The organism is Pseudomonas sp. CC11G, from assembly GCF_056174845.1.
Map to the genome: position 1 here is coordinate 1 of NZ_JBWBZC010000012.1, position 20,444 is coordinate 20,444.

25 protein-coding genes, 1 tRNA gene and 2 pseudogenes are annotated in these 20,444 nt (G+C 58.8%); 18 read left to right on the top strand and 10 right to left on the bottom strand.

Features of this window, described 5'->3' with window-relative positions:
• The 4 genes from AC0V2S_RS15465 to AC0V2S_RS15480 all read left to right on the top strand — a co-directional run.
• Window positions 1-514, top strand: a 514-nt coding sequence (locus AC0V2S_RS15465; RefSeq protein WP_475510505.1) for a phosphoribosylaminoimidazolesuccinocarboxamide synthase, incomplete at its 5' end; no start/stop codon positions are given.
• Window positions 511-702, top strand: coding sequence for a phosphoribosylaminoimidazolesuccinocarboxamide synthase (locus tag AC0V2S_RS15470; protein ID WP_475510506.1), 192 nt, complete (start codon window positions 511-513; stop codon window positions 700-702). The genes AC0V2S_RS15465 and AC0V2S_RS15470, both read left to right, overlap by 4 nt.
• Window positions 703-710: 8 nt before the next feature.
• Window positions 711-872 (top strand): hypothetical protein, encoded by a 162-nt coding sequence (locus tag AC0V2S_RS15475; protein ID WP_475510507.1) that lies wholly within the window; start codon window positions 711-713, stop codon window positions 870-872.
• Window positions 873-1,026: 154 nt separating this feature from the next.
• A tRNA-Ser gene (locus AC0V2S_RS15480) sits at window positions 1,027-1,116 on the top strand.
• A 106-nt stretch (window positions 1,117-1,222) separates the two neighbouring features.
• On the opposite strand, the pseudogene AC0V2S_RS15485 reads toward AC0V2S_RS15480, so the two are convergent.
• Window positions 1,223-1,931, bottom strand: a pseudogene (locus AC0V2S_RS15485) (NUDIX hydrolase).
• Window positions 1,932-2,095: 164 nt separating this feature from the next.
• Here AC0V2S_RS15485 and AC0V2S_RS15490 point away from each other — a divergent pair.
• From AC0V2S_RS15490 to AC0V2S_RS15510, 5 genes and pseudogenes are all read left to right on the top strand, one after another.
• Window positions 2,096-2,743, top strand: a complete 648-nt coding sequence (locus tag AC0V2S_RS15490) for a nicotinamidase (protein ID WP_475510508.1) — start codon at window positions 2,096-2,098, stop codon at window positions 2,741-2,743.
• Window positions 2,744-2,753: 10 nt separating this feature from the next.
• A complete protein-coding gene (gene pncB, locus AC0V2S_RS15495) occupies window positions 2,754-3,983 on the top strand; it encodes a nicotinate phosphoribosyltransferase (protein ID WP_475510509.1) in 1,230 nt (409 codons plus the stop codon).
• A gap of 1 nt (window position 3,984) precedes the next feature.
• Window positions 3,985-4,812 (top strand): ammonia-dependent NAD(+) synthetase, encoded by an 828-nt coding sequence (gene nadE, locus AC0V2S_RS15500; protein ID WP_475510510.1) that lies wholly within the window; start codon window positions 3,985-3,987, stop codon window positions 4,810-4,812.
• A gap of 284 nt (window positions 4,813-5,096) precedes the next feature.
• Window positions 5,097-5,383, top strand: a pseudogene (locus AC0V2S_RS15505) (hypothetical protein).
• A 67-nt stretch (window positions 5,384-5,450) separates the two neighbouring features.
• Window positions 5,451-5,744 (top strand): hypothetical protein, encoded by a 294-nt coding sequence (locus tag AC0V2S_RS15510; protein ID WP_475510511.1) that lies wholly within the window; start codon window positions 5,451-5,453, stop codon window positions 5,742-5,744.
• 75 nt (window positions 5,745-5,819) lie between these two features.
• On the opposite strand, the gene AC0V2S_RS15515 is transcribed toward AC0V2S_RS15510, so the two are convergent.
• From AC0V2S_RS15515 to AC0V2S_RS15545, 7 genes are all read right to left on the bottom strand, one after another.
• Window positions 5,820-6,107 carry a DUF3509 domain-containing protein gene (locus AC0V2S_RS15515; protein WP_475510512.1) on the bottom strand — a complete coding sequence of 96 codons (288 nt, stop codon included), beginning with the start codon at window positions 6,105-6,107 and terminating at the stop codon, window positions 5,820-5,822.
• Window positions 6,108-6,160: 53 nt separating this feature from the next.
• Window positions 6,161-6,397, bottom strand: a complete 237-nt coding sequence (locus AC0V2S_RS15520; protein WP_110616389.1) for a hypothetical protein — start codon at window positions 6,395-6,397, stop codon at window positions 6,161-6,163.
• A gap of 551 nt (window positions 6,398-6,948) precedes the next feature.
• Entirely contained in the window at window positions 6,949-7,161 is a 213-nt protein-coding gene (locus AC0V2S_RS15525) for a cold-shock protein (RefSeq protein ID WP_108095560.1), read from the bottom strand.
• A gap of 201 nt (window positions 7,162-7,362) precedes the next feature.
• Window positions 7,363-8,133, bottom strand: coding sequence for an L-cystine ABC transporter ATP-binding protein TcyN (gene tcyN, locus AC0V2S_RS15530; RefSeq protein WP_475510513.1), 771 nt, complete (start codon window positions 8,131-8,133; stop codon window positions 7,363-7,365).
• A 7-nt stretch (window positions 8,134-8,140) separates the two neighbouring features.
• Window positions 8,141-8,806 (bottom strand): cystine ABC transporter permease, encoded by a 666-nt coding sequence (gene tcyL / locus AC0V2S_RS15535; protein ID WP_271197706.1) that lies wholly within the window; start codon window positions 8,804-8,806, stop codon window positions 8,141-8,143.
• Between the two features lie 13 nt (window positions 8,807-8,819).
• The gene (gene tcyJ / locus AC0V2S_RS15540) at window positions 8,820-9,620 is read right to left on the bottom strand and encodes a cystine ABC transporter substrate-binding protein (protein ID WP_475510514.1); all 801 of its coding nucleotides are present in this window, start codon (window positions 9,618-9,620) and stop codon (window positions 8,820-8,822) included.
• A gap of 114 nt (window positions 9,621-9,734) precedes the next feature.
• Window positions 9,735-10,733, bottom strand: coding sequence for a D-cysteine desulfhydrase (locus AC0V2S_RS15545; RefSeq protein WP_475510515.1), 999 nt, complete (start codon window positions 10,731-10,733; stop codon window positions 9,735-9,737).
• 86 nt (window positions 10,734-10,819) lie between these two features.
• Between AC0V2S_RS15545 and AC0V2S_RS15550 the strand changes: the two genes are divergently transcribed.
• The 3 genes from AC0V2S_RS15550 to AC0V2S_RS15560 all read left to right on the top strand — a co-directional run bounded on the left by AC0V2S_RS15550 (window position 10,820) and on the right by AC0V2S_RS15560 (window position 13,338).
• A complete protein-coding gene (locus AC0V2S_RS15550; RefSeq protein WP_475510516.1) occupies window positions 10,820-11,146 on the top strand; it encodes a hypothetical protein in 327 nt (108 codons plus the stop codon).
• A gap of 234 nt (window positions 11,147-11,380) precedes the next feature.
• Entirely contained in the window at window positions 11,381-11,788 is a 408-nt protein-coding gene (locus AC0V2S_RS15555; RefSeq protein WP_475510517.1) for a tetratricopeptide repeat protein, read from the top strand.
• A 167-nt stretch (window positions 11,789-11,955) separates the two neighbouring features.
• On the top strand, window positions 11,956-13,338 hold the full coding sequence (locus tag AC0V2S_RS15560; protein ID WP_475510654.1) for a DNA recombination protein RmuC: 1,383 nt from the start codon (window positions 11,956-11,958) through the stop codon (window positions 13,336-13,338).
• Window positions 13,339-13,397: 59 nt separating this feature from the next.
• On the opposite strand, the gene AC0V2S_RS15565 is transcribed toward AC0V2S_RS15560, so the two are convergent.
• Window positions 13,398-14,312 (bottom strand): alpha/beta fold hydrolase, encoded by a 915-nt coding sequence (locus AC0V2S_RS15565; protein WP_475510518.1) that lies wholly within the window; start codon window positions 14,310-14,312, stop codon window positions 13,398-13,400.
• 227 nt (window positions 14,313-14,539) lie between these two features.
• Here AC0V2S_RS15565 and ispF point away from each other — a divergent pair, with 227 nt between their 5' ends.
• The 6 genes from ispF (at window position 14,540) to rpoS (ending at window position 19,556) form a co-directional block, all read left to right on the top strand.
• Window positions 14,540-15,013, top strand: a complete 474-nt coding sequence (gene ispF, locus AC0V2S_RS15570) for a 2-C-methyl-D-erythritol 2,4-cyclodiphosphate synthase (RefSeq protein WP_475510519.1) — start codon at window positions 14,540-14,542, stop codon at window positions 15,011-15,013.
• The gene (gene truD, locus AC0V2S_RS15575; RefSeq protein WP_475510520.1) at window positions 15,010-16,068 is read left to right on the top strand and encodes a tRNA pseudouridine(13) synthase TruD; all 1,059 of its coding nucleotides are present in this window, start codon (window positions 15,010-15,012) and stop codon (window positions 16,066-16,068) included. The genes ispF and truD overlap by 4 nt, the downstream gene beginning before the upstream one ends.
• On the top strand, window positions 16,056-16,805 hold the full coding sequence (gene surE, locus AC0V2S_RS15580; RefSeq protein ID WP_475510521.1) for a 5'/3'-nucleotidase SurE: 750 nt from the start codon (window positions 16,056-16,058) through the stop codon (window positions 16,803-16,805). Before truD ends, surE begins: the two co-directional genes overlap by 13 nt.
• 41 nt (window positions 16,806-16,846) lie before the next feature.
• Window positions 16,847-17,482, top strand: a complete 636-nt coding sequence (locus tag AC0V2S_RS15585; protein WP_271194424.1) for a protein-L-isoaspartate(D-aspartate) O-methyltransferase — start codon at window positions 16,847-16,849, stop codon at window positions 17,480-17,482.
• 92 nt (window positions 17,483-17,574) lie between these two features.
• Entirely contained in the window at window positions 17,575-18,447 is an 873-nt protein-coding gene (locus AC0V2S_RS15590; RefSeq protein WP_475510522.1) for a peptidoglycan DD-metalloendopeptidase family protein, read from the top strand.
• A 104-nt stretch (window positions 18,448-18,551) separates the two neighbouring features.
• Window positions 18,552-19,556 carry an RNA polymerase sigma factor RpoS gene (gene rpoS, locus AC0V2S_RS15595; RefSeq protein WP_475510523.1) on the top strand — a complete coding sequence of 335 codons (1,005 nt, stop codon included), beginning with the start codon at window positions 18,552-18,554 and terminating at the stop codon, window positions 19,554-19,556.
• 522 nt (window positions 19,557-20,078) lie between these two features.
• Here the strand turns inward: rpoS and fdxA are convergent.
• Window positions 20,079-20,402, bottom strand: a complete 324-nt coding sequence (gene fdxA, locus AC0V2S_RS15600) for a ferredoxin FdxA (RefSeq protein WP_110616550.1) — start codon at window positions 20,400-20,402, stop codon at window positions 20,079-20,081.
• Between the last annotated feature and the right edge of the window lie 42 nt (window positions 20,403-20,444).

Below are 20,444 nucleotides of genomic sequence, written 5' to 3' on the forward strand. Positions count from 1 at the left end.
ATTTTCCATGACCACTCCCTCCACCTTGAGCTTGAAGAAAATCTACTCCGGCAAGGTTCGTGATCTGTACGAGATCGACGCCAAGCGCATGCTGATGGTCGCAACCGACCGTCTCTCCGCCTTCGACGTGATTCTCGCCGAACCGATTCCGGACAAGGGCAAGATCCTCACTGCCATCTCCAACTTCTGGTTCGACAAGCTGGCCGACGTGGTACCCAACCACTTCACCGTGACCGTGTGGAAGATGTGGTGCCGGCCGCCGAATTGCCGCTGGTGGAAGGCCGGGCGGTGGTCGCCAAGCGTCTGCAACCCATCGCCGTGGAGCATCGTGCGCGGCTATATCGTGGGTTCGGGCTGGAAGGAATATCAGAAGAGCGGCACCGTATGCGGCATTCAGTTGCCGGCCGGTTTGAAAGAAGCCTCCAATCTGGCTCAACCAATCTTCACCCCGTCGACCAAAGCGGCCGTCGGTGATCACGACGAAAATATCTCCTACAGCAGTGCGAAGCCGTGATCGGCAAAGAACTGGCCGCCAAGGTTCGTGACACCGCGATCGCTCTGTACAGCGCAGCGGTGGAATATGCGGCAACCCGCGGCATCATCATCGCCGACACCAAGTTCGAATTCGGCCTGGACGAAGACGGCACCTTGACCCTGATGGACGAAGTGCTGACTCCTGACTCCAGCCGTTTCTGGCGGTAGAAAGCTACGTGGAAGGCAAGAACCCGCCGAGCTTCGACAAGCAGTTCGTGCGCGACTGGCTGGAGTCCACCGGCTGGAACAAAGAGCCACCGGCACCGGCAGTACCTGCCGACGTCGCGCAAAAAACCGCGGACAAGTACCGCGAAGCGCTGACCAAGCTGACGGCTTGATTCGCGCCAGGCGTTAAATCAGGAGAGGCTTCGGCCTCTCTTTTGCGTTAAGCGCGCAGACGGCTGCCGATTGGCGCAAGCATCTGAATGCAGGCGAAAAATTTCAAATTTTGGGTTTCACCAACAGAAATGGGCTGTTATCATGCGCGCCGCTGGGGAGATGCCGGAGTGGCCGAACGGGACGGATTCGAAATCCGTTGTGTTAGCGATAGCACCTAGGGTTCGAATCCCTATTTCCCCGCCATTATTTATAGCGAAGCCCTCGAAATTGTTAAAAATTTCGGGGGCTTTTGCTTTTCCGGGCCGCTATTAATGCCGCCCCTTTGATACTGCCGCTGGCAGCGTTCAACTCAATCAAGAAAGCAGCGGTCAAACAGGTACAGACTGGAAGGCTGAAGGTTTTCCAGCGTGGCCTGTGGTCGGCCGCCATCGCCATTTTTTTTTGCGCCCGGTTTCACGCAAGAAACCGGCCTCGGTCATTTTCATCAAGCGTTGGCGCATGCTGGTTTTCAGCACAGGGCGTGCGAGCACCTGAGAGAAATCGCAACAGCCTCAGGTGCGCTGAATTCGTTGCCGAGAAACATCAGCGGCAAGCTGCTGTAGAGCGATTTCGACACCAGCCGCTCATGTGTGGCTGCCACCAGCTGGTTATGGTCGAAAGGCAGCTTGATGGCGGCCGTGGAAAACGTCTGAAAGTGCGAAGAACGCCTGCTGGCTGTTCAGCGTCGGGTTGTCGTCGGAAACCGCCAGGTAGAAGGTGGACGACGACCAGCAACGCGGATCGCGAAAGGCATCGCCCACGGTACCGACCTGCTCGATATAGGCCAGCTCTATGCCGACCTTGCTAGACCCTCTCAAGCGTTTGACGGCATCGTCCAGCGTCAGGTCTACGGTGCTGCCATTCACCACAATGCCCGGCAATGCCCAATGGCCGGCGAACGGCTCGGCATCGCGCTTGTGCAGCAGAATCTGCAGGGCATGGGTGTCGCGGCAATAGCGCAATACACACAGGTCGACGGTGTGCAGGTAGGCGCTTTTTTCTTCTCGGCTGGTCGGCATATCGTTTCTGGCGCAAGGGTTAGCTGTTTGAAAGGTATATGTCGTGTACTTATTTTTCAAGGATCCGATGCCATCTCCATGCCTATAAATTTAATTTGATCGATGCGCTTGAATTGTAAGTACACGACATGTACCTTTTGGGTCGTGTACAGGAGACGCATGCCATGAACAGCACACTGCAGAAAACCGCTTCTTTTGATGTTGATGCGCAGAAAAGCTTTACCCCGCTGTGCCCGGATGAACTCCCGGTGGCGGGCGGCGATCTGATCGGCGCAGAACTCAACTTTATGGCGAGCCTGGCGCGCCTGCGGGTTGGTAGCAAAGATGCCCACACGCCGACCGCGCCTTGGGTGGTCGCCGAGCCTGGGCAAATGCTGCAGCCAACTGGCCTTGTGCATGCGGATATCACCTGGGTCAGCCATTGCGTGCCGGGCACCGCTGGCTTCACCTTGCTGGATGAGCTGCCCACCCCTTACGACTATGACTATTTCGTCTGGAAGGGCGTGGAGCCGGATTTACACCCCTACGGCGCTTGCTACCACGACTTGCACAACAAGCTGTCCACCGGTGTGATCGAGTACCTGCGAGCGCAGGGCATTGATCGCATTATCGTCGGCGGCCTGGCCCTGGATTTCTGCGTCAAGACCACCGCCTTGCAGCTTGCTGGCGCCGGGTTTGGAGTGATTGTTTATCTTCCCGCCTGCCGCGCGATTAGCGAAGATGGCGCCACTTTGGCAGTCGTCGAAATGCGTGCCGCCGGCATACAGATGGCGAGCAGTCGCGAACAGTTAGCCTCTCTGGAAGGGCAATAAGGACATCACCATGGAAAGTGCATACAGCCGCGAAGGCGGGGTGATTCAGAGTCTTCTGGATACCGACTACTACACCTTCACCATGATGCAGGCGGTGTTGCACCAGCACCCGAACGTCGATGTGGAGTACCAGTTCATTGTGCGGTCGAATGAAAACCTCGGGCACCTGATTCCGGTAATTCGTGAGGAATTGGAGAAGCTGGCCAGTCTGCGGATACGTGATGACGAACTGCGTTTTCTTTTCAATAAACGGTTTCGCGAATACCTCACGGCCGACTACGAGCAGTTCCTCGGCCTGTTCCGCTTTAACTTGCGCTACATCCTGGTAAACGAAGTAGATGGGCAGCTGAACATTCGCGTTCGCGGGCCGATGTTGCACTGCATCATGTTCGAACAGCCGGTACTGGCGCTGGTGAGCGAGTTGCGCAACCGCGAGAAGTACGCGGATGTTGAACTGGAGGACGTCACCCGCAAGCTGTATCAGAAGTTCGAGTGGTTGGAGAAAAACGTCAGCAAGGAAGAGCTGGCCGACTTCCGCGTCTCCGATTTCTCCACGCGGCGACGTCTGTCATTCAAGGCGCAGCGCGAGGTGGTCGACATCATGCGGCGCGATTTCCCCGGCGTTTTTGTCGGCACCAGCAACGCCCATATCGCCTACGAATTCGACCTGCCGCTGATTGGCACCATGGCTCACCAGTGGTTGATGGTGCACCAGCAGCTCAGCCGGTTGCGCGAGAGCCAGAACGTAGCCCTGGAAAACTGGGTGCATGAGTACCGTGGCCGGCTGGGCATAGCGCTCACCGACTGCATCAGCACCGATTTCTTCCTCAAGGATTTCGACCTGTATTTTGCCAAGCTGTATGACGGCCTGCGCCAGGACTCTGGTAATCCGATTGTCTGGGCGGATAAGGTGCTGGCCCGTTATGCGCAGTTGGGCATCGACACAATGACCAAGGAATTGATGTTTTCCGATGCGCTGAATTTCGAGAAGTGTTTGCCGATTCTGCGTCACGTGCGCGGTCGGGCGAAGTTTGGTTTTGGCATGGGCACCAGCCTTGCCTGTGATGTGGATGGCGTGGAGCCGCTCAGCATCGTGATGAAACTGGTGCGGGTGCATGGTGAGCCGGTGGTGAAGTTCTCCGATGACCCGATCAAGAATGTCTGTGAAGACGCGTCGTTCCTGCAGTACGCCTCCAACGTATTTGGCGTGCGCGACACTAATCAGCAATCAGGAGTTTGAAATGAGCACGCCAAAGCAAGATGCGATTGCACGCGAGCTGGGGGTTGATCGGCAGTTGGTGAAAGGCGGCGAGCCAGCCGAAATTGTTCGGCGTATCGCCTTTATCAAAGACGTACTGAGCAGCTCGGGCTGCAAGTCGCTGGTGCTGGGCATCAGTGGTGGTGTCGACTCGCTGACCGCGGGCCGACTCTGCCAACTGGCCGTCGAACAGCTGCGTGCCGAAGGGCAGCAAGCACAATTTATTGCCGTGCGTTTGCCCTACAAAACCCAGGCCGACGAGTCGGACGCGCAGGCGTCGCTTGATTTTATTCAGGCCGATCAGACCACCACGGTGAACATTGCCGATTGTGTTGAGGGCTTGATGGCCAATGTCTCCATCGAAGGGCTGCAACCGAGCGAGGGTTTGCTCGACTTCACCAAAGGCAACGTCAAAGCCCGCTCGCGCATGGTGGCGCAATATGCGATTGCCAACTTCACCAATGGCCTGGTGGTCGGTACTGATCACGCTGCCGAAGCATTGATGGGTTTTTTCACCAAGTTTGGCGACGGCGCGTGCGATCTCGCGCCGTTGACCGGTCTGTGCAAAAGCCAGGTGCGCATGCTCGCCACGGCTCTCGGTGCCCCGCAGAACCTGGTGTACAAAGCGCCGACTGCCGACCTCGAAGAATTGGTGCCTGGAAAGCTCGATGAAGACTCCTATGGCTGCACGTACGAAGAAATCGACAACTACTTGTTAGGCAATGCCGTACCGCCAGCGGCGATCGAGATTATCGAGCGAGCGTTTGCAAAAACCGCGCACAAGCGTGCGTTGCCACGGGTGCCTGAGTAAGCGCCTGCTTCTCTGTAAGACGCGTATTTGCTGGTGCGGTGGGTTACTTCGCGTATCAATATTTATACAGTGAGCAATGCGTTGTGTCGGTTACCTGCTTTCGCAGATACTGCGCGTGGAATTCTTCTCACCAGCCTTTTCACGGACCTGACAAAGGGCCGGCAGGGGTGGCGGGAGCGGTGCTAAGGATGGCAATTGAGGCATGTACCCAATCAGAGGTGCAGCCCGGAGCAGAACCGTAGTTGCATCCAGAAACTGACACAGGCGCCGCATAAGGACACTGTATGAAGCGTCTTTTGATACTGCTGACCGCACTGGCGATTGCCGGTTGTTCATCGTCCCTACGGTGCACAAAAAGTACGGCAAGAAAGCAGGCTTGCACATTAGTTGTTCGGGATTGAGTTCGTCGTGGGATGACTGCCTGAGCGAGGCCGCCAAAAACTGCGGCAGTGCCGGGTATAAAGTGCTGGCGAAGTCGGGTGTAGGCGAGGGTGATTACGACGAGAATTACCCTTTCGGTCTTAACCCGGATGGTTTCTCCAGCCGCAATATGATTGTGCTCTGCCGCTAGATTTCACTGCCAAAAGAACGGGCCAACGGTTTGGCCGAAGCTGACTGAGCGCGCGTAAGGTATGACTATGGCAAGGTGGATCGCAGCAAGTGGTGTGGCAGCAGTGCTGCTGTTGGCCCTGGGGGGGTGCGCGACGGTTAACGAAACCATCACCAAGGACGGCGACGAGGCCCTGAGCATTGATTGCTCCGGGCAGGCGCTGAAGTGGCAACACTGCTATGAAAAGGCCGCGCAGAGCTGCCCGAGCGGGTACGACGTGGTGGGTAAGAAGGGCCGTGCCGATGCTGCCCCGGATGACCGCGTGTTGGGCATGGAACCGGGTGACTATGCAGGCCGCAGTCTGGTGGTTACCTGTAAGTAACCGCCTCGATGCGCCCATAAAAAAACCGGAATCTGTGGCTAACAGACTCCGGTTTTTTTTCGCCCGTGTGGGCAATCAGGCGGGGATGTAACTCATCACACCGGCGTTATCCACCAACTGTTTTCTGATCTCCGAAGAGAGCGAGCCGGCGCGTACGCAAAGCTCGCGACGTACACCTTCTACCACCTGGCCGAACACTTCGGCACTGACCACTTCGTCCGAACTGATGACGCGGCTGTAGGCCATTTCATCGTTGCTGTCAGCGAGGGTGAGCACCACGCTGCCATCGGGGCGCCGCTGGCCCAGGGAAGGGCGCAGCGGGTGAAAGGCTTTTTCGAGCAGGTCGAAATTAACATGACGCATATCAGCGCTCCGTCGCGGGTGAGTTAGCTCTGACCGCCCCGCTTGCCGGAGGTTCAGGCCGCCAGGCCTTTGGTGGCCAAGGTCTGACGCGTACGGTCGATCACCTGTTGCAACGAGCCATTGGCGTATTGCTCGGGATAGAGACGTTCGCAATGCCGGGCAACGCCGCGATCATTGACGATGGTGAAGCTGAAGCAGCCATTGCGCACGGCCTGGATATGGCAGGCCAGCGGGGCGAAGGCATTACGCAGGGTGCTGATGGCATCCTGAACTTGGGGTTGGGTATTCATCATTATTAGATGTTCCTACACACGTGCGGCGTTCTTGCCGCTAACAAAAAAACTCCGATATTGGCCGCCAAATGGGCGAGCGCAAATGACTCTAATCGGAGCAGGACCGCACGATTAAGTTCCGCCAATTAGCGTGACTCAGGCGTGCAGGTAGGTACTTCGGAGGGCAGGCCCCACGGAACACTTTTATGTGCGGTTCCAGTGGTGAACCTGATCAATCAACGGATTGGCCGTTGCAGAGTTGGAGGCAACACGGCGGTCTTTACAGAGGGCGGTGGTGCTTTATCTGGAGGCCAGCCAGGCGTGCTATAGAGCGATCACTTGGCATCAGGCACTTCACATCAGCTGGGCTCGGTTGAGCGAGAGGCTGGAGAGGAGGGCTTAAATTGATTTTCAGACGTGGTACTAACCGGGCGGCACCCTACGGGAAAAAACGCCCTGTGACTAGCCAGTCTGACCAGTGGTTGTATTGCGTCCGTGACCGGGCTAAACCTGCGCCCATAAAAAAGCCCCACCGAAGTGAGGCTTTTTACATTCAGCGAGGGGCTGAATTAGGCAACCTGAACTTCTTCAGCTTGCATGCCTTTCTGGCCTTTGGCAGCTACGAAAGTAACCGACTGACCTTCTTTCAGGCTTTTGAAACCATCCGATTGGATAGCTTTGAAGTGTACGAAAAGATCGTCGCCGCCCGATTGTGGAGTGATGAAGCCGTAGCCTTTTTCATCGTTGAACCACTTAACGGTACCAGCTTGGCGATTGGACATGGTGTAGCTCCTTGAACAAAGTTAACTGAGGTCGTGAGACCAGGTCGGGACTGAGTGCAAAGAGTAAAAGGAGTCGTGTGGCAAGAGCGAGCTTCCATTGCGATTCACGGTGACACAAGCAGCACAGTGGCGACACCATACAAGGTTTATTCGAGGAGTGCGAGCCCTTCGCAACGGCCTCAAACCACCTTTTTTCAGGCGTCAATTTGCGGGCTGTAGCGGCGCATTCTGCTCGGTGAATTTGCTTAAAAATTGCTGCGTGCGCAGCTCTTGTGGATGAGCGAATAACGCCTTGGCTTCGCCCTGTTCGACGATCACACCCTGGTCGATAAATATCACTCGATTGGCCACGTCGCGGGCGAAACTCATCTCGTGGGTGACGATCAGCATGGTGCGGTTTTCTTCGGCCAGGCTGCGAATGGTCGCCAGTACTTCGCCGACCAATTCCGGGTCCAGCGCCGAGGTGGGCTCATCAAACAGAATCACGTCCGGCTGCATGGCCAGGGCGCGCGCGATGGCCACGCGTTGCTGCTGGCCGCCGGACAGTCGCCGTGGATACGCGTCCTCCTTGCCGGCCAATCCCACCTTCGCCAACAGCGCACGAGCCCGCTCGATGGCGCTTGCACGGGACTCCTTTTTGACCACGATGGGCCCTTCGATAATGTTCTCCAGCGCCGTGCGATGGGGGAACAGATTGAAGTTCTGAAACACGAAACCCACGCGTTGGCGCAGGCTGCGAATCAGCTCTTTCTGTTTGGCCAGCGGCTTGCTCGCATCGATCACCATGTCGCCGACACGAATGCTGCCGGCGCTCGGTTCTTCGAGAAGATTCAGGCAGCGCAGCAACGTGGTTTTCCCCGAGCCGCTAGGGCCGATAATGGCCACCACTTCCCCTGCTGCAACATCCAGATCGATGCCCTTGAGCACCGTTTGCCCGTTGAAAACCTTGGTCAGTCCGCGCACTTCGATCATGGGTTTTTCACGGCTCTTGGTTGTGGCGGTTCACCCGCGCTTCCAGGTGGTTTTGCAGCAGCGCCAGTGCGCTGGCAAGCACCCAGTAAATCAGTGCGGCGGCCAGGTACATGGTGAAGATCTCGAAGGTGCGCGCGGTAATCAGCTGCGCCTGACGGAACAACTCCGGCACCTGAATGGTGGCAGCCAGGGCGGTGTCTTTAACCAGTGAGATAAAACTGTTGCCCAGGGGCGGCAAGGCCGTGCGCGCGGCCTGCGGCAGAATGGCCCGACGCAGCGTCTGCGCGCGGGTCATGCCGATACTGGCCGCTGCCTCCCACTGACCTCTGTCGATAGAGCCGATGGCCGCGCGCAGAATCTCGCACACGTACGCCGCCATATTCAGCGAGAAACCCACCAGCGCCGCCGGCAGCGGATCGAGCTGAATGCCCAGCTGCGGCAGGCCGTAATAAATCATGAAGAGCTGTACCAGCAGCGGCGTGCCGCGAAAGAACGACACGTAGATCCGCGACGTCCAACTCAGCACCCGCAACGCCGAGAGGCGCATCAACGCCAAGGCAAAGCCCAGCAGCAGGCCGAAGAACATGCCTCCCAGGCTTAATACGATGGTGTAAAGCGCGCCCTTGAGCAGGAAGGGCGCCGAGTTCAAGGCGAGCTGTAGGCTGGCTTCCATTAGTTGGCTTCAATCATTTAGTCACGTCAGCCTTGAACCACTTCACCGACAGTTTTTCCAGAGTGCCGTCGGCGCGCAATTTGGCGATGGCTTTGTCGATGGCGGCGAGCAGTTGCGGGTTGCCTTTACGCAGGGCGATGCCGGCCTCCTGCGGGGCGAATGGCTTGCCGGCCACGGCCAGGGTGTCGCCGGTTTTTTCGATCAGCTCGAACGCTGCCAGGCGATCGCCGAGGATGGCGTCAAGGCGGCCTACGCGCACGTCCTGGTTGCGGCTGGCATCGTCGTCATAGGTACGGATATCAGCACCCGGCACGTTCTCTTTCAGCCACTGCTCGTAGTTGGTGCCCAGCACTACGCCAACTTTCTTGCCGTTGAGGTCGGTGGGTTTGGTGAACTTGTCTTCCTGACCTTTGCGCGTCAGCACCTGAATGCCAGAGACGGTATAGGGGCTGGAAAAGTCGTACTTCTTCTTGCGCTCTTCGGAGATGGTTACCTGGTTGACCACGATATCCAGACGCTTGGATTCCAGCGCCGCAAGAATGCCGTCCCACTTGGTTGGCTGGAACTCGGCTTTAACGCCCAGCTCCTTGGCGACCGCTTCAGCGAACTCCACTTCAAAGCCGGTGAGCTTGCCGCTCTCGTCCTGGAAGTTGAACGGTGGATACGTGCCTTCCAGGCCGATCTGGATCGAGCCCTTTTTCTGGATGGTTTGCAGCAAGTCGTCAGCGGCTTGGCTGCTGCCGATAAAGCTGGCGCCGAGCACCAGGCTCAGGCTGCCAAGAATGAAGGTACGGCGCAGTGCGGAAATGGTCATGGCGAATCCCTTTAAACCGTGAGTGGCAGTAAGTGGGGATAACTATAGAGCGAAAAATAATATGCAATAAAATAATAAAAAATTAGATATCGCTAACTTTATTGAATATGTATTTCAGTCTTGGGCCGGCTGATAAGCAAACAACGCTGGCGAGCCACCCGTGTGTAAAAACAGCAGCGGCCCCTCATTGGCGAAGCGCTGCGTGGCAATGCCGTCGAGCAAGCCGGCGAACGCTTTGCCGGTGTACACCGGGTCCAACAGAATGCCTTCGTGGCTGGCCAGCAGCTTGATCGCTGCGAGGGTGCCGGCATTGGGCTCGCCATAACGCGGGCCGAAATAGTCGTCCCACAGTTCTACCTTGAACGCTGCGGGCAACGGCATGCCGAGCAAATCGGCGGTGCGTTCGGCCAGGCCCTGCACCTTCGGCAATTGGGTGACGACGGGGCGCGACACGGTCACCCCAATCACCGGCAACTGCGGCAAGCGTTCCGCCAAGGCCAGCGCCAGTCCGCTGTGGGTGCCGGCGCTGCCGGAGGCCAACACCACGGCGGCAAACTGCACGCCGCTGGCTTCTATCTGATCCGCCAATTCCAGCCCGGCTCGCAGGTAGCCCAACGCACCCAAGGCGTTGGAGCCGCCAATTGGCACCACGTAGGGCTGCTTGCCTTGTGCACGAAGGCGTTCTGCCGCTTCCTGCAGAAGCTGATCGGCGTTGTCGAGGTTCGCGACCAACTCGACCTCGGCGCCAAACAAATCCAGCAGCAAGCGATTGCCGTTGCCGAGGTAATTGCGGTCTGCGGTGCCAATCGGGTTTTCCAGCAAGGCCACACAACCCAGACCCAGGCGCGTGGCAACGGCGGCGGTCTGGCGCACATGGTTGGATTGAATGGCCCCGGCCGTCACCAGCGTATCGGCGCCGAGGCGTTGTGCATCGGCCAGCAGGTACTCAAGTTTGCGCACCTTGTTACCGCCCAGGGCGAACTGAGTGGTGTCATCGCGCTTGATATACACGTCGCGCCCCAGCGCAGCCGATAAACGCGGCAGCGGTTCCAGCGGGGTAGGGGCAGTAAACAGCGGCAGGCGCGCAATGGGTTCAAGAAGGTGGCTGATCATGGTGGGCGGCGAGCACTCGGGGGCGGGAAAGCACAGGACTATAGGTAGCGATCGGCCACTTCACAACTCGCCGCCGTAGTGGCCTTTTGATCGAGCTGCACAGCTTTAGCGCATACCTGCGTGACAACCTGAAGACACGAAAAACGACTTTGCTGGGCTGGCCGCGAGGTCGCGTAACAGAAAGGCGTGATGAAATTGTGTCGGTTCGCTTACGCGCGACCAAGCGCCGCCTCAGTAGTTCCAAGGGTTCCAGCAATTACCGGGCAAAACTGGCCTCAGAATGCACCTACGGCCGCCCTCAAAAAGGGCGTCAGCCAAGCGACCGTCAAAACTTGTGCACAATTGGGAAGCGGCCCTATGGCGACGGCGGAAAATCCTATAAGGCGCTTCCAGGTTTTTTCTTTGCCGATTAAGTCAATGAAAAATATAGACTTTTTGAGTTGGTGAAAAAATCATCAATTCGACTTTGAGCCCCGCACCATCGGCCTTGGCGAGGCTTGCTCCCAAGTTACCCACTGAGTTATCCACAGGTTCTGTGGATTGTCCCAAGCGCTTGCTCTAGCTCGCGGGTGGTGGATTTTTTCAAGGCTTTACCCACGAAAAAATTGGAGTAAAGTGGCCGCCCTCTGTCGCCATTGCCCTTCTTTATGCCGCGCAATTCCATCCCTGCCGTTACACAGACGACGCGCTTTCCGTTACGCGTTGCGCTGTGGCTATTGGATAGCCCCCGCTTTGGCCAGAAGGTCAGTACCAAACAATTCGCCGGCCGCTTGCTCAAACAACCTGCTCGCCAGGGCGTAGTTGTGGCGCAAACCCGTCTGGGCGAATTGCTCTGCCGCGACTGTGGTAACACCCGCGACCGGCGCATCGGTTTTGAACTGCTGCGCCAGGCCGGCCGCGCCCATGACCGCCGCGCGCAACTCGAGCTGGGCCGCCTTTACAGCCAGCCTCGCCACTACGACCTTGCGCAAGCCAAACACTGGCTGGAACTCGCTACCGCCCAAGGCTGCGACGAAGCCAGCCAACGTTTGCAGGCATTGCCCGCGCCGCTGTAAACCGCGCAGCCTAGGCTGGTTATACTGCCCGGCATTCTTGCGCGGAGCCTTTCATGCCTATTGATGTTCCTTCCTTGTTAATCGGTCTGGCGGCCATGGCCGTGCCGTTGCTGGCGCTGCTCTGGCAACAGCAGCGGCGTGTGGCGCAGGCCTTGGCGCACAATGCCTTGCTCGATGAGCGCCTGGGCACCGCGCAACTGGCCCAGGACGGCCTGGCCGCACAGCTCGACGGCTACCGCACCGACATCGCCGAATTGATCGAAACCAAAGCCGAGCAGCAGGCCGAACTGGCCGCCCTACGCCGCGAAACCGACCTGCTGCAAAGCGAACGCAGCCGCGCCCGGGAAGCTGCTCAGGAATGGCGCAGCGAGCGCGAAAGCAAAGAAGCCGAACTGCGTCAGCTCAGCGTCGAGCGCGCCAGCCTCAGCGCGGAATTGCGCGAGCAGCAAGACAGTCACCAGCAACGCCTCACCGACCTGCAAGGCTCGCGAGATGAGCTGCGCGCGCAGTTTGCCGAGCTGGCCGGGAAGATTTTCGATGAGCGCGAACAACGTTTCGCCGAGACCAGCCAGCAGCGGCTGGGCCAGTTGCTCGACCCGCTGAAAGAGCGCATTCAGTCGTTCGAAAAGCGCGTGGAAGAGAGTTATCAACAAGAAGCCCGCGAGCGCTTTTCCCTGAGCAAAGAGCTGGAGCGTTTGCAGCAGCTCAACCAGCGCCTGGGCGACGAGGCCACCAACCTGACCCGCGCCCTGCAAGGGCAGAAAACCCAGGGCAACTGGGGAGAACTGGTGCTGGAGCGAGTGCTGGAACATGCAGGCTTAGAGAAAGGCCGCGAGTACCAGACCCAGGTCAGCCTCAAAGGCCAGGACGGCGCGCGCTTTCAACCGGACGTATTGATTCAGCTGCCCGGCGAGCGCCAGGTGGTGGTGGACGCCAAGGTGAGCCTGACTGCCTACCAGCAATACGTGGTGGCCGAGAATGACGTAACTCGCCAGCAAGCCCTCAAACAGCACGTGGTTTCGCTGCGCAGCCATCTCAAGGGTTTATCGCTGAAGGACTACCAGCGCCTGGAAGGGCTGCACAGTCTGGATTTCGTGCTGTTATTCGTGCCGATTGAAGCCGCTTTCGCTGCCGCTTTGCAGGCCGATCCGGGGCTGTTTCAGGAAGCGTTCGAGCAGAACATCGTGATCGTCAGCCCGACGACGTTACTGGCGACCTTGCGGGTGATCGACAGTCTCTGGCGCCAGGAGCGGCAAAGCCAGAACGCCCGCGAAATCGCCGAGCGCGCCGGGGCGCTGTACGACAAGTTCGTAGCTTTTATTGTTGATCTGGATGAAGTCGGCAGCCGACTTGGCCAGCTCGACAAAGCCTACGCGGCGGCGCGCAACAAGCTCGCCGACGGGCGCGGCAATATCATCAGCCGGGTGGAAAACCTCAAACTATTGGGCGCACGGGCGAGCAAGAGTTTGCCCAGCGAACTACTCGAGCGCGCCGCCGGCTTGCCGCATTTTGACGATGACGAAACCGTGGAAACAACTCCGGCCCCGTAGGGGTGTGCTCCGCGCACCAAGCGATGCCTCGGCGTGGGCGATGGTGCGCACAGCACACCCTACCGAGCGGTGCGCGCCACAAACTCGCGTACCCACGCCGCCAACTGAGTCGGCTCGGCCAACAACTGCCAATGCCCGACCGCCACTTCCCGGCGCGTGAGGTTTGGCGCCCAGTGCTGCAAGTTGTCGAACAGCTGCGGCCGTACAAAACGGTCGCGGGTCAGCACCACCAATTGCACCGGCACCTGGGTGAAGCGCTGACGCGGCGTAAACAGGCTACGAATAAAATTGGCGCGATAGAGCTTTACCCCGTGTTGGCCATCCTCACTTTGCGTACTGCTGATTCGCACCGGGCGGATACCTTCCACCTGGCGCAAAAAGCGCGGCCAGAGCTTGGCCATTCCATGGCGCCAGGCCAGTTCGGGAATCCACGGTAGGTGAAAAAACGCGATGTACCACGAGCTGAGCAATTGCCCGACAAGTTGGCGCAGTGCAGCGAACGTCGGGGTTTTGCCGCGCTCACCCATCCAGTAACCGACATGGTCCAGGCACGGCCCGGAAATACTGGTGTAGGACGCCAGGCGTTTTTGCAGGCGCGGTTCGGTCACTCCCTCCCAGCTTTGAATCGAACCCCAGTCGTGGGCAATCAGGTGCACCGGGCGGTCGGGGCTGTGGGCCAGAATCACCGCTTCCAGGTCATCGGCGAGCAGCGGCAAGCGATAGTCGTGACGGTGCTTGGGCCGGTCGGAGGCCCCGGCACCGCGTACGTCGTAGGCGATGATCTGAAAGTCGGCGGCCAGTTGATTGATCAATGGCAGCCACACTTCATGGTTGTCCGGATAGCCATGCACCAGCAGCAACACCGGCCCGGCCGGATTACCCCAGCGGTAGGTGGCCAGTTGCACGCCGGCGCTGTTCACCATCAGCTGTTGGGTGAGCGGGGCGGGGCAGGCGATTTGTACGGCAACAGTCATGGCGGCAGTCCAAACGGGGCAGGGCGCCAGTATTGAAGCAGCGTGAGGATCAAGGCCAGTGGATGGTGGCGGTTAACGGCAGATTCCAACCCAAGGTTAGGGCGGGAACGCTTTGCTCTACCGTCTCGCCGACTGATGGGCAAGGCGGTATCTACAAGCGCACAAACTGTCAGCGGCACTAACGGGGTCCTTCAGTTAAACTCCCGGCTTTTCCCAGGACCCGGCTTATGCGTATCGGCCACGGCTACGATGTTCATCGTTTTTGCGACGGCACCTTTATTACCCTCGGTGGCGTGCAGATTCCCCACAAGTTCGGCCTGCTCGCCCATTCCGATGGCGACGTGCTGCTGCATGCCTTGAGCGATGCCTTGCTCGGCGCGGCGGCGTTGGGCGATATCGGCAAGCACTTCCCCGACACTGATCCACACTTCAAAGGCGCCGACAGCCGCGTGCTGCTGCGTCATGTCGTCGGGCTGATCAAGGCCAAGGGCTGGAAGGTCGGCAATGTCGACGCCACCATCGTCGCGCAGGCGCCGAAGATGGCGCCGCATATCGAAACCATGCGCGCGGCAATTGCCGCCGACCTTGAGGTCGCGCTGGATCAGGTCAACGTAAAAGCCACTACCGAAGAAAAACTCGGTTTCACCGGTCGCGAAGAAGGCATTGCCGTACACGCGGTCGCTCTATTGGTAGCGCAATGAACGAATTTGAATTGCTGGGCCCGCTGGCGTTTGGCGAGGCGGCTGGGCGCGCGGTATTGAAAGCGACCGCCGAAGATTTTCAGGTGGATGAAGTGCTGGACATTCCCCTGGCCGGCGAAGGCGAGCACCTGTGGTTGTGGGTGGAAAAACGCGGCCTGAATACCGAAGACGCCGCTCGCCGTTTGGCCAAGGCCGCCGGTGTGCCGCTGAAGATGATCAGCTATGCCGGCCTCAAGGACCGTCAGGCGCTCACCCGCCAGTGGTTCAGCCTGCACCTGCCAGGCAAGGCTGATCCGGATTTTTCCGCCGCCCAGAGCGACAGCCTGATCATCGTCAAAACCGCCCGGCACAAGCGCAAGCTGCAACGCGGCGCGCACTCGGCCAACGGTTTTACGCTGCGCCTGACGCAGTTGCAGGGCGAGGCCGTGGCCATCGACGCCCGCCTGGAACAGCTCAAAGCCCATGGCGTGCCCAACTATTTCGGCACCCAGCGTTTCGCTTACCAGGGCGGCAATGTGGTGCAGGCGCGCGATTTCGCCAGCCGCAAGGAAATGCCAGACGCGCGCAATGTGCGCTCGCGTCTGCTGTCGGCGGCACGCAGCTATTTATTCAACCAGGTGCTGGCCGCTCGCGTTGCCGATGGCAGTTGGCAGCGGGCTCAGGTGGGCGACCTGTTGGCGTTTACCGACAGCCGCAGCTTTTTCCCGGCGGGCGAGGCTGAATGCAGTGACCCGCGTCTGGCGATTCTCGACCTGCACCCCACCGGTCCGTTGTGGGGCGAAGGCCCTTCGCCGGCTGCAGGTAGGGCCCATGAAATTGAGCAATCCGTCGCCGAAAAAGAGCCGGCATTGCGCGACTGGCTAGTCGCAGCGGGCATGGCTCACGAACGGCGTATCCTGCGCCTCCCCATTGGCGGTTTGACGTGGCATTATCCCGAGCCTGACATTCTGCAACTGGAATTCGTCCTGCCGGCTGGATGCTTCGCCACCGCTGTGGTGCGTGAAATCGTCGAGCTGTTGCCGGTAGGGCAGACGGACAACTCATGCGCATTCTGATTTCAAACGACGATGGGGTGACTGCACCCGGCCTCGCCGCGCTGCATGGCGCGCTGGCGGATTATGCCGAGTGCGTGGTGATTGCCCCCGACACCGACAAGAGCGGTGCCGGCAGCTCGCTGACCCTCGATCGTCCGCTACACCCGACTACCCTCAGTAACGGTTTTATCAGCGTTAACGGTACCCCGACCGACTGCGTGCACCTGGGCCTTAACGGCCTGTTGCCCGAGCTGCCGGACATGGTGGTGTCGGGCATCAACCTGGGCGCCAATCTCGGTGACGACGTGCTGTATTCCGGCACCGTGGCCGCGGCCCTCGAAGGGCGGTTTATCGGTGCGCCGGCATTTGCCTTTTCGCTCACCTCGCGCCAGGTAGATAACCTGCCTACTGCGGCGCACATCGCGCGCCGGCTGGTCGAGGCTCACGACCGCCTGAACCTGCCACCGCGCACGGTGCTCAACGTGAATATTCCCAACCTGCCACTCGAACAGATTCGTGGCATCAAGTTGACTCGCCTGGGCCATCGCTCGCGAGCGGCGGCGCCGGTAAAAGTGGTCAACCCGCGCGGCAAGGAAGGCTATTGGATTTCCGTGGTGGGCGAAGCCGAAGACGGCGGCCCCGGTACGGATTTTCACGCGGTCATGCAGGGCTATGTGTCGATTACCCCGCTGCAACTGGACCGCACCTTCCATGCGGGCTTGTCGAGTCTCGAGCCTTGGCTGGAGGGGTTGCTGTAATGGCGCGTGGGCAAGACGATCTGCAACACCGCGGCATAGGCATGACCTCGCAGCGCACCCGTGAACGGCTGATTCAACGTCTTTACGAAGAAGGGCTGTCCAACGCCGCCGTGCTGGAAGTGATTCGCCGCACCCCCCGTCACCTGTTTGTCGATGAAGCCTTTGCGCACCGTGCCTATGAAGACACGGCGTTGCCCATTGGCCATAACCAAACTATTTCCCAGCCTTATATGGTGGGGCGCATGACCGAGCTACTGCTGGCTGCCGGGCCGTTGGACAAGGTGCTGGAAATTGGCACCGGCTCCGGCTATCAGACGGCGGTGTTGTCGCAGTTGGTTGAACGAGTGTTCTCGGTCGAGCGTATCCAGGCTCTGCAAGAACGGGCGAAAGAGCGATTGCTGGCACTCAACCTGCGCAACGTGGTCTTTCGTTGGGGCGACGGTTGGGAAGGCTGGCCGGCGCTGGCTACCTACAACGGCATCATTGTCACCGCGGCTGCGGCCGAGGTGCCGCAGGCTTTACTGGATCAACTGGCACCGGGCGGTCGCCTGGTCATTCCGGTAGGCGCTGGCGATGTTCAGCAACTGATGCTGATCGTGCGCGAAGAAAACGGCTTCTCCCGTCATGTGCTCGATGCGGTGCGGTTTGTGCCGTTGCTGAACGGGCCTACTGCTTAGGTAGGGCGGTGGTTAAGTAGGCCCTGATGGCCAAACTTAGGGCTAGTTTTGCGTGATCTTTTTTTCAATTGTCACCGGATAGGGAGAGGCGGGTGAGTCTCACAGCCATTCAGCAGTGGATTTGCATCGCAGGCGCCAAGCGTCTAGTGAGTGGCTTGCTCCTTTGCGTGTTACTGGTCGGTTGCACCACCACCCCCAAGGGTGGGGTAAAGGTGGTAGACCGTACCACTGGCGGTAGCACTACCAGCAGCGTGGCCACGCCACAGCGCCCGGCCACCACCACCGGCCAATACCGCGTACAGCGCAGCGACACCCTCTATTCGATTGCCTTCCGTTTTGGTTGGGATTGGCGCGCCCTGGCGGCCAACAACAATATCCCTGCGCCTTACACCATCAAGGTTGGCCAAGTAATTCGCTTTGACGGCGGCCGTCCGCCGACCCTGGTGAAAGCGCCCATCGCCACCGCCAATAACGGCGCCAAACCGCCGCTGGTGATGGTGCCGACCACCACCGTTCCGGTCATCGCCAGGCCCGCACAACCCCCTGTGGCGACCACTCCGGCAACCACGCCGGTGCAGACAGTGAGTCGTTCCGCTACAGGCTGGGCGTGGCCGACAGGCGGCGCTTTGATTGGCAAATTCTCCTCAAACGGTAGTTTGAATAAAGGCATTGATATAGCCGGGGAATTGGGCCAGCCTGTTTTAGCCGCGTCGGATGGTTCTGTTGTGTACGCCGGAAGTGGATTACGGGGCTACGGCGAATTAGTGATCATCAAACACAGCGATACCTACGTAAGCGCTTACGGTCACAACCGCAAGTTGTTGGTACGGGAGGGGCAACAAGTCAAGGTTGGGCAGACGATTGCCGAGATGGGTTCCACCGGTACTGATCGGGTGAAACTCCACTTTGAGATTCGCCGACAGGGTAAACCTGTGGATCCGCTGCAATTTTTGCCCGCTCGTTGATCGGTTGTCAGCCGCTCCAGCCACGTAGGCCGGACGGGCTCAGGGATTGCCAAGGAATAAGGTGATGCCGGGGCTTATGTCGAACTCAGCAAGGGATAAGAACAATGGCACTCAACAAAGAAGCGCCGGAGTTTGACTTGGATGATGACCTGCTCCTGATCGAGCCTGGCATCGTTCTGGAAGACGTGCTCAACGACGAGTCGGAAGTTCCGGCCAAGCGCACGAAAGCCAAGCACTCCACTGCGGTCAAGCAACACAAATACATCGACTACACCCGGGCGCTAGACGCCACTCAGCTATACCTCAACGAAATCGGTTTCTCCCCTCTGCTTACTCCTGAAGAAGAAGTCCATTTTGCGCGTTTGGCGCAGAAGGGCGATCCTGCGGGCCGTAAGCGCATGATCGAGAGCAACCTGCGGCTGGTGGTGAAAATTGCCAGGCGCTACGTCAATCGCGGTCTTTCCCTGTTGGACCTGATTGAAGAGGGCAACCTGGGGTTGATACGGGCGGTCGAGAAGTTCGACCCGGAGCGCGGCTTCCGTTTCTCCACGTATGCAACGTGGTGGATCCGGCAAACCATCGAACGCGCGATCATGAACCAGACGCGCACCATTCGTTTACCCATTCATGTGGTCAAGGAGCTCAACGTCTACCTGCGCGCCGCGCGGGAGCTGACGCAGAAACTCGACCACGAGCCTTCGGCTGAAGAAATCGCCAATCTGCTGGAAAAACCCGTCGGTGAGGTCAAGCGCATGCTTGGTCTTAATGAGCGGGTGTCCTCGGTCGACGTTTCCTTGGGGCCGGACTCCGATAAAACCCTGCTCGACACCCTGACCGATGACCGCCCGACCGATCCCTGCGAACTGCTGCAGGACGACGATCTGTCGCAGAGCATCGATCAATGGCTGTCGGAACTCACTGACAAGCAACGCGAAGTGGTGGTGCGGCGCTTCGGCCTGCGCGGTCACGAGAGCTGCACACTCGAAGAGGTGGGCCAGGAAATTGGCCTGACGCGTGAGCGTGTGCGGCAGATCCAGGTGGAGGCGCTCAAGCGTCTGCGGGAAATCCTGGAGAAGAATGGTCTGTCCAGCGACTCGTTATTCCAATAGTTCATCAACGCATAAATGAACCCGGCCTCGGCCGGGTTTTTTGTGGCCGGCTTCTTACGAGGTATGCCTTTGTAAGACATTGCTTACAAAGCGTGTAAGCGATACGAGTAATGATAAGCCGGCGTTACACCTTTCTCGCCGATTCGCTTTGCATAAGTCATTGAAATTAAAGGGTTAACATATTTTGCGTAGATGGGATTGACTGTCTTTTAGGCGATTTCGCGAGTTGAACAGTGTCTGGATATCGCTAATATCACCCCTGTGCTTACGGACTAGCACGGGCTGCCAGGGATGTTGGCCAGGAACATCGAAGGAAACGATTCATCAGGACGATGAGCAGGAAATAGAGGGAATAGGGACGAAAGAGTGGGCGGGTCAAACCGCCCCTTTTTTTGCCTGCCGAAAAGGTGGGCACAAACAAAAGGCCCGCTTGCGGGCCTTTTGTCTTTATCACGGTTTTTGACGTCTTGTAGCGGGAGGCGCTTCATTGAACGCCTTCTCTCGCTGCCGCAACGCGGGAGCTTAACGCTCCAGCATTTCCAGCTTGTTCTTCTTGCCGTCCCACTCTTCAGCGTCGGGCAGGGCGTCTTTACGCTCGGTGATGTTCGGCCAGACTTCGGCAAGGTCAGTGTTCAACGCGATGAACTCTTGCATGTCTTCTGGCACTTCATCTTCCGAGAAGATGGCTTGGGCCGGGCATTCTGGCTCGCACAGGGCGCAGTCAATGCACTCGTCCGGGTGGATCACCAAAAAGTTCGGGCCTTCGTAAAAGCAGTCCACCGGACAGACTTCTACGCAGTCGGTGTACTTGCACTTGATGCAGTTGTCGGTGACGACGAAGGTCATTTCTAATTCTCTCCTCAGGCGGCTGGGGGGCCCTGTTCAGTA

Coding starts and splice junctions, on each gene's coding strand:
- ispF (WP_475510519.1), top strand. CDS start 14,540: ATGCGTATCGGCCACGGCTACGATGTTCATCGTTTTTGCGACGGCACC.
- AC0V2S_RS15585 (WP_271194424.1), top strand. CDS start 16,847: ATGACCTCGCAGCGCACCCGTGAACGGCTGATTCAACGTCTTTACGAA.
- surE (WP_475510521.1), top strand. CDS start 16,056: ATGCGCATTCTGATTTCAAACGACGATGGGGTGACTGCACCCGGCCTC.
- tcyL (WP_271197706.1), bottom strand. CDS start 8,806: ATGGAAGCCAGCCTACAGCTCGCCTTGAACTCGGCGCCCTTCCTGCTC.
- AC0V2S_RS15490 (WP_475510508.1), top strand. CDS start 2,096: ATGAACAGCACACTGCAGAAAACCGCTTCTTTTGATGTTGATGCGCAG.
- rpoS (WP_475510523.1), top strand. CDS start 18,552: ATGGCACTCAACAAAGAAGCGCCGGAGTTTGACTTGGATGATGACCTG.
- AC0V2S_RS15565 (WP_475510518.1), bottom strand. CDS start 14,312: ATGACTGTTGCCGTACAAATCGCCTGCCCCGCCCCGCTCACCCAACAG.
- AC0V2S_RS15515 (WP_475510512.1), bottom strand. CDS start 6,107: ATGCGTCATGTTAATTTCGACCTGCTCGAAAAAGCCTTTCACCCGCTG.
- truD (WP_475510520.1), top strand. CDS start 15,010: ATGAACGAATTTGAATTGCTGGGCCCGCTGGCGTTTGGCGAGGCGGCT.
- pncB (WP_475510509.1), top strand. CDS start 2,754: ATGGAAAGTGCATACAGCCGCGAAGGCGGGGTGATTCAGAGTCTTCTG.
- AC0V2S_RS15545 (WP_475510515.1), bottom strand. CDS start 10,733: ATGATCAGCCACCTTCTTGAACCCATTGCGCGCCTGCCGCTGTTTACT.
- tcyN (WP_475510513.1), bottom strand. CDS start 8,133: ATGATCGAAGTGCGCGGACTGACCAAGGTTTTCAACGGGCAAACGGTG.
- AC0V2S_RS15520 (WP_110616389.1), bottom strand. CDS start 6,397: ATGAATACCCAACCCCAAGTTCAGGATGCCATCAGCACCCTGCGTAAT.
- AC0V2S_RS15525 (WP_108095560.1), bottom strand. CDS start 7,161: ATGTCCAATCGCCAAGCTGGTACCGTTAAGTGGTTCAACGATGAAAAA.
- fdxA (WP_110616550.1), bottom strand. CDS start 20,402: ATGACCTTCGTCGTCACCGACAACTGCATCAAGTGCAAGTACACCGAC.
- AC0V2S_RS15510 (WP_475510511.1), top strand. CDS start 5,451: ATGGCAAGGTGGATCGCAGCAAGTGGTGTGGCAGCAGTGCTGCTGTTG.
- AC0V2S_RS15555 (WP_475510517.1), top strand. CDS start 11,381: ATGCCGCGCAATTCCATCCCTGCCGTTACACAGACGACGCGCTTTCCG.
- tcyJ (WP_475510514.1), bottom strand. CDS start 9,620: ATGACCATTTCCGCACTGCGCCGTACCTTCATTCTTGGCAGCCTGAGC.
- nadE (WP_475510510.1), top strand. CDS start 3,985: ATGAGCACGCCAAAGCAAGATGCGATTGCACGCGAGCTGGGGGTTGAT.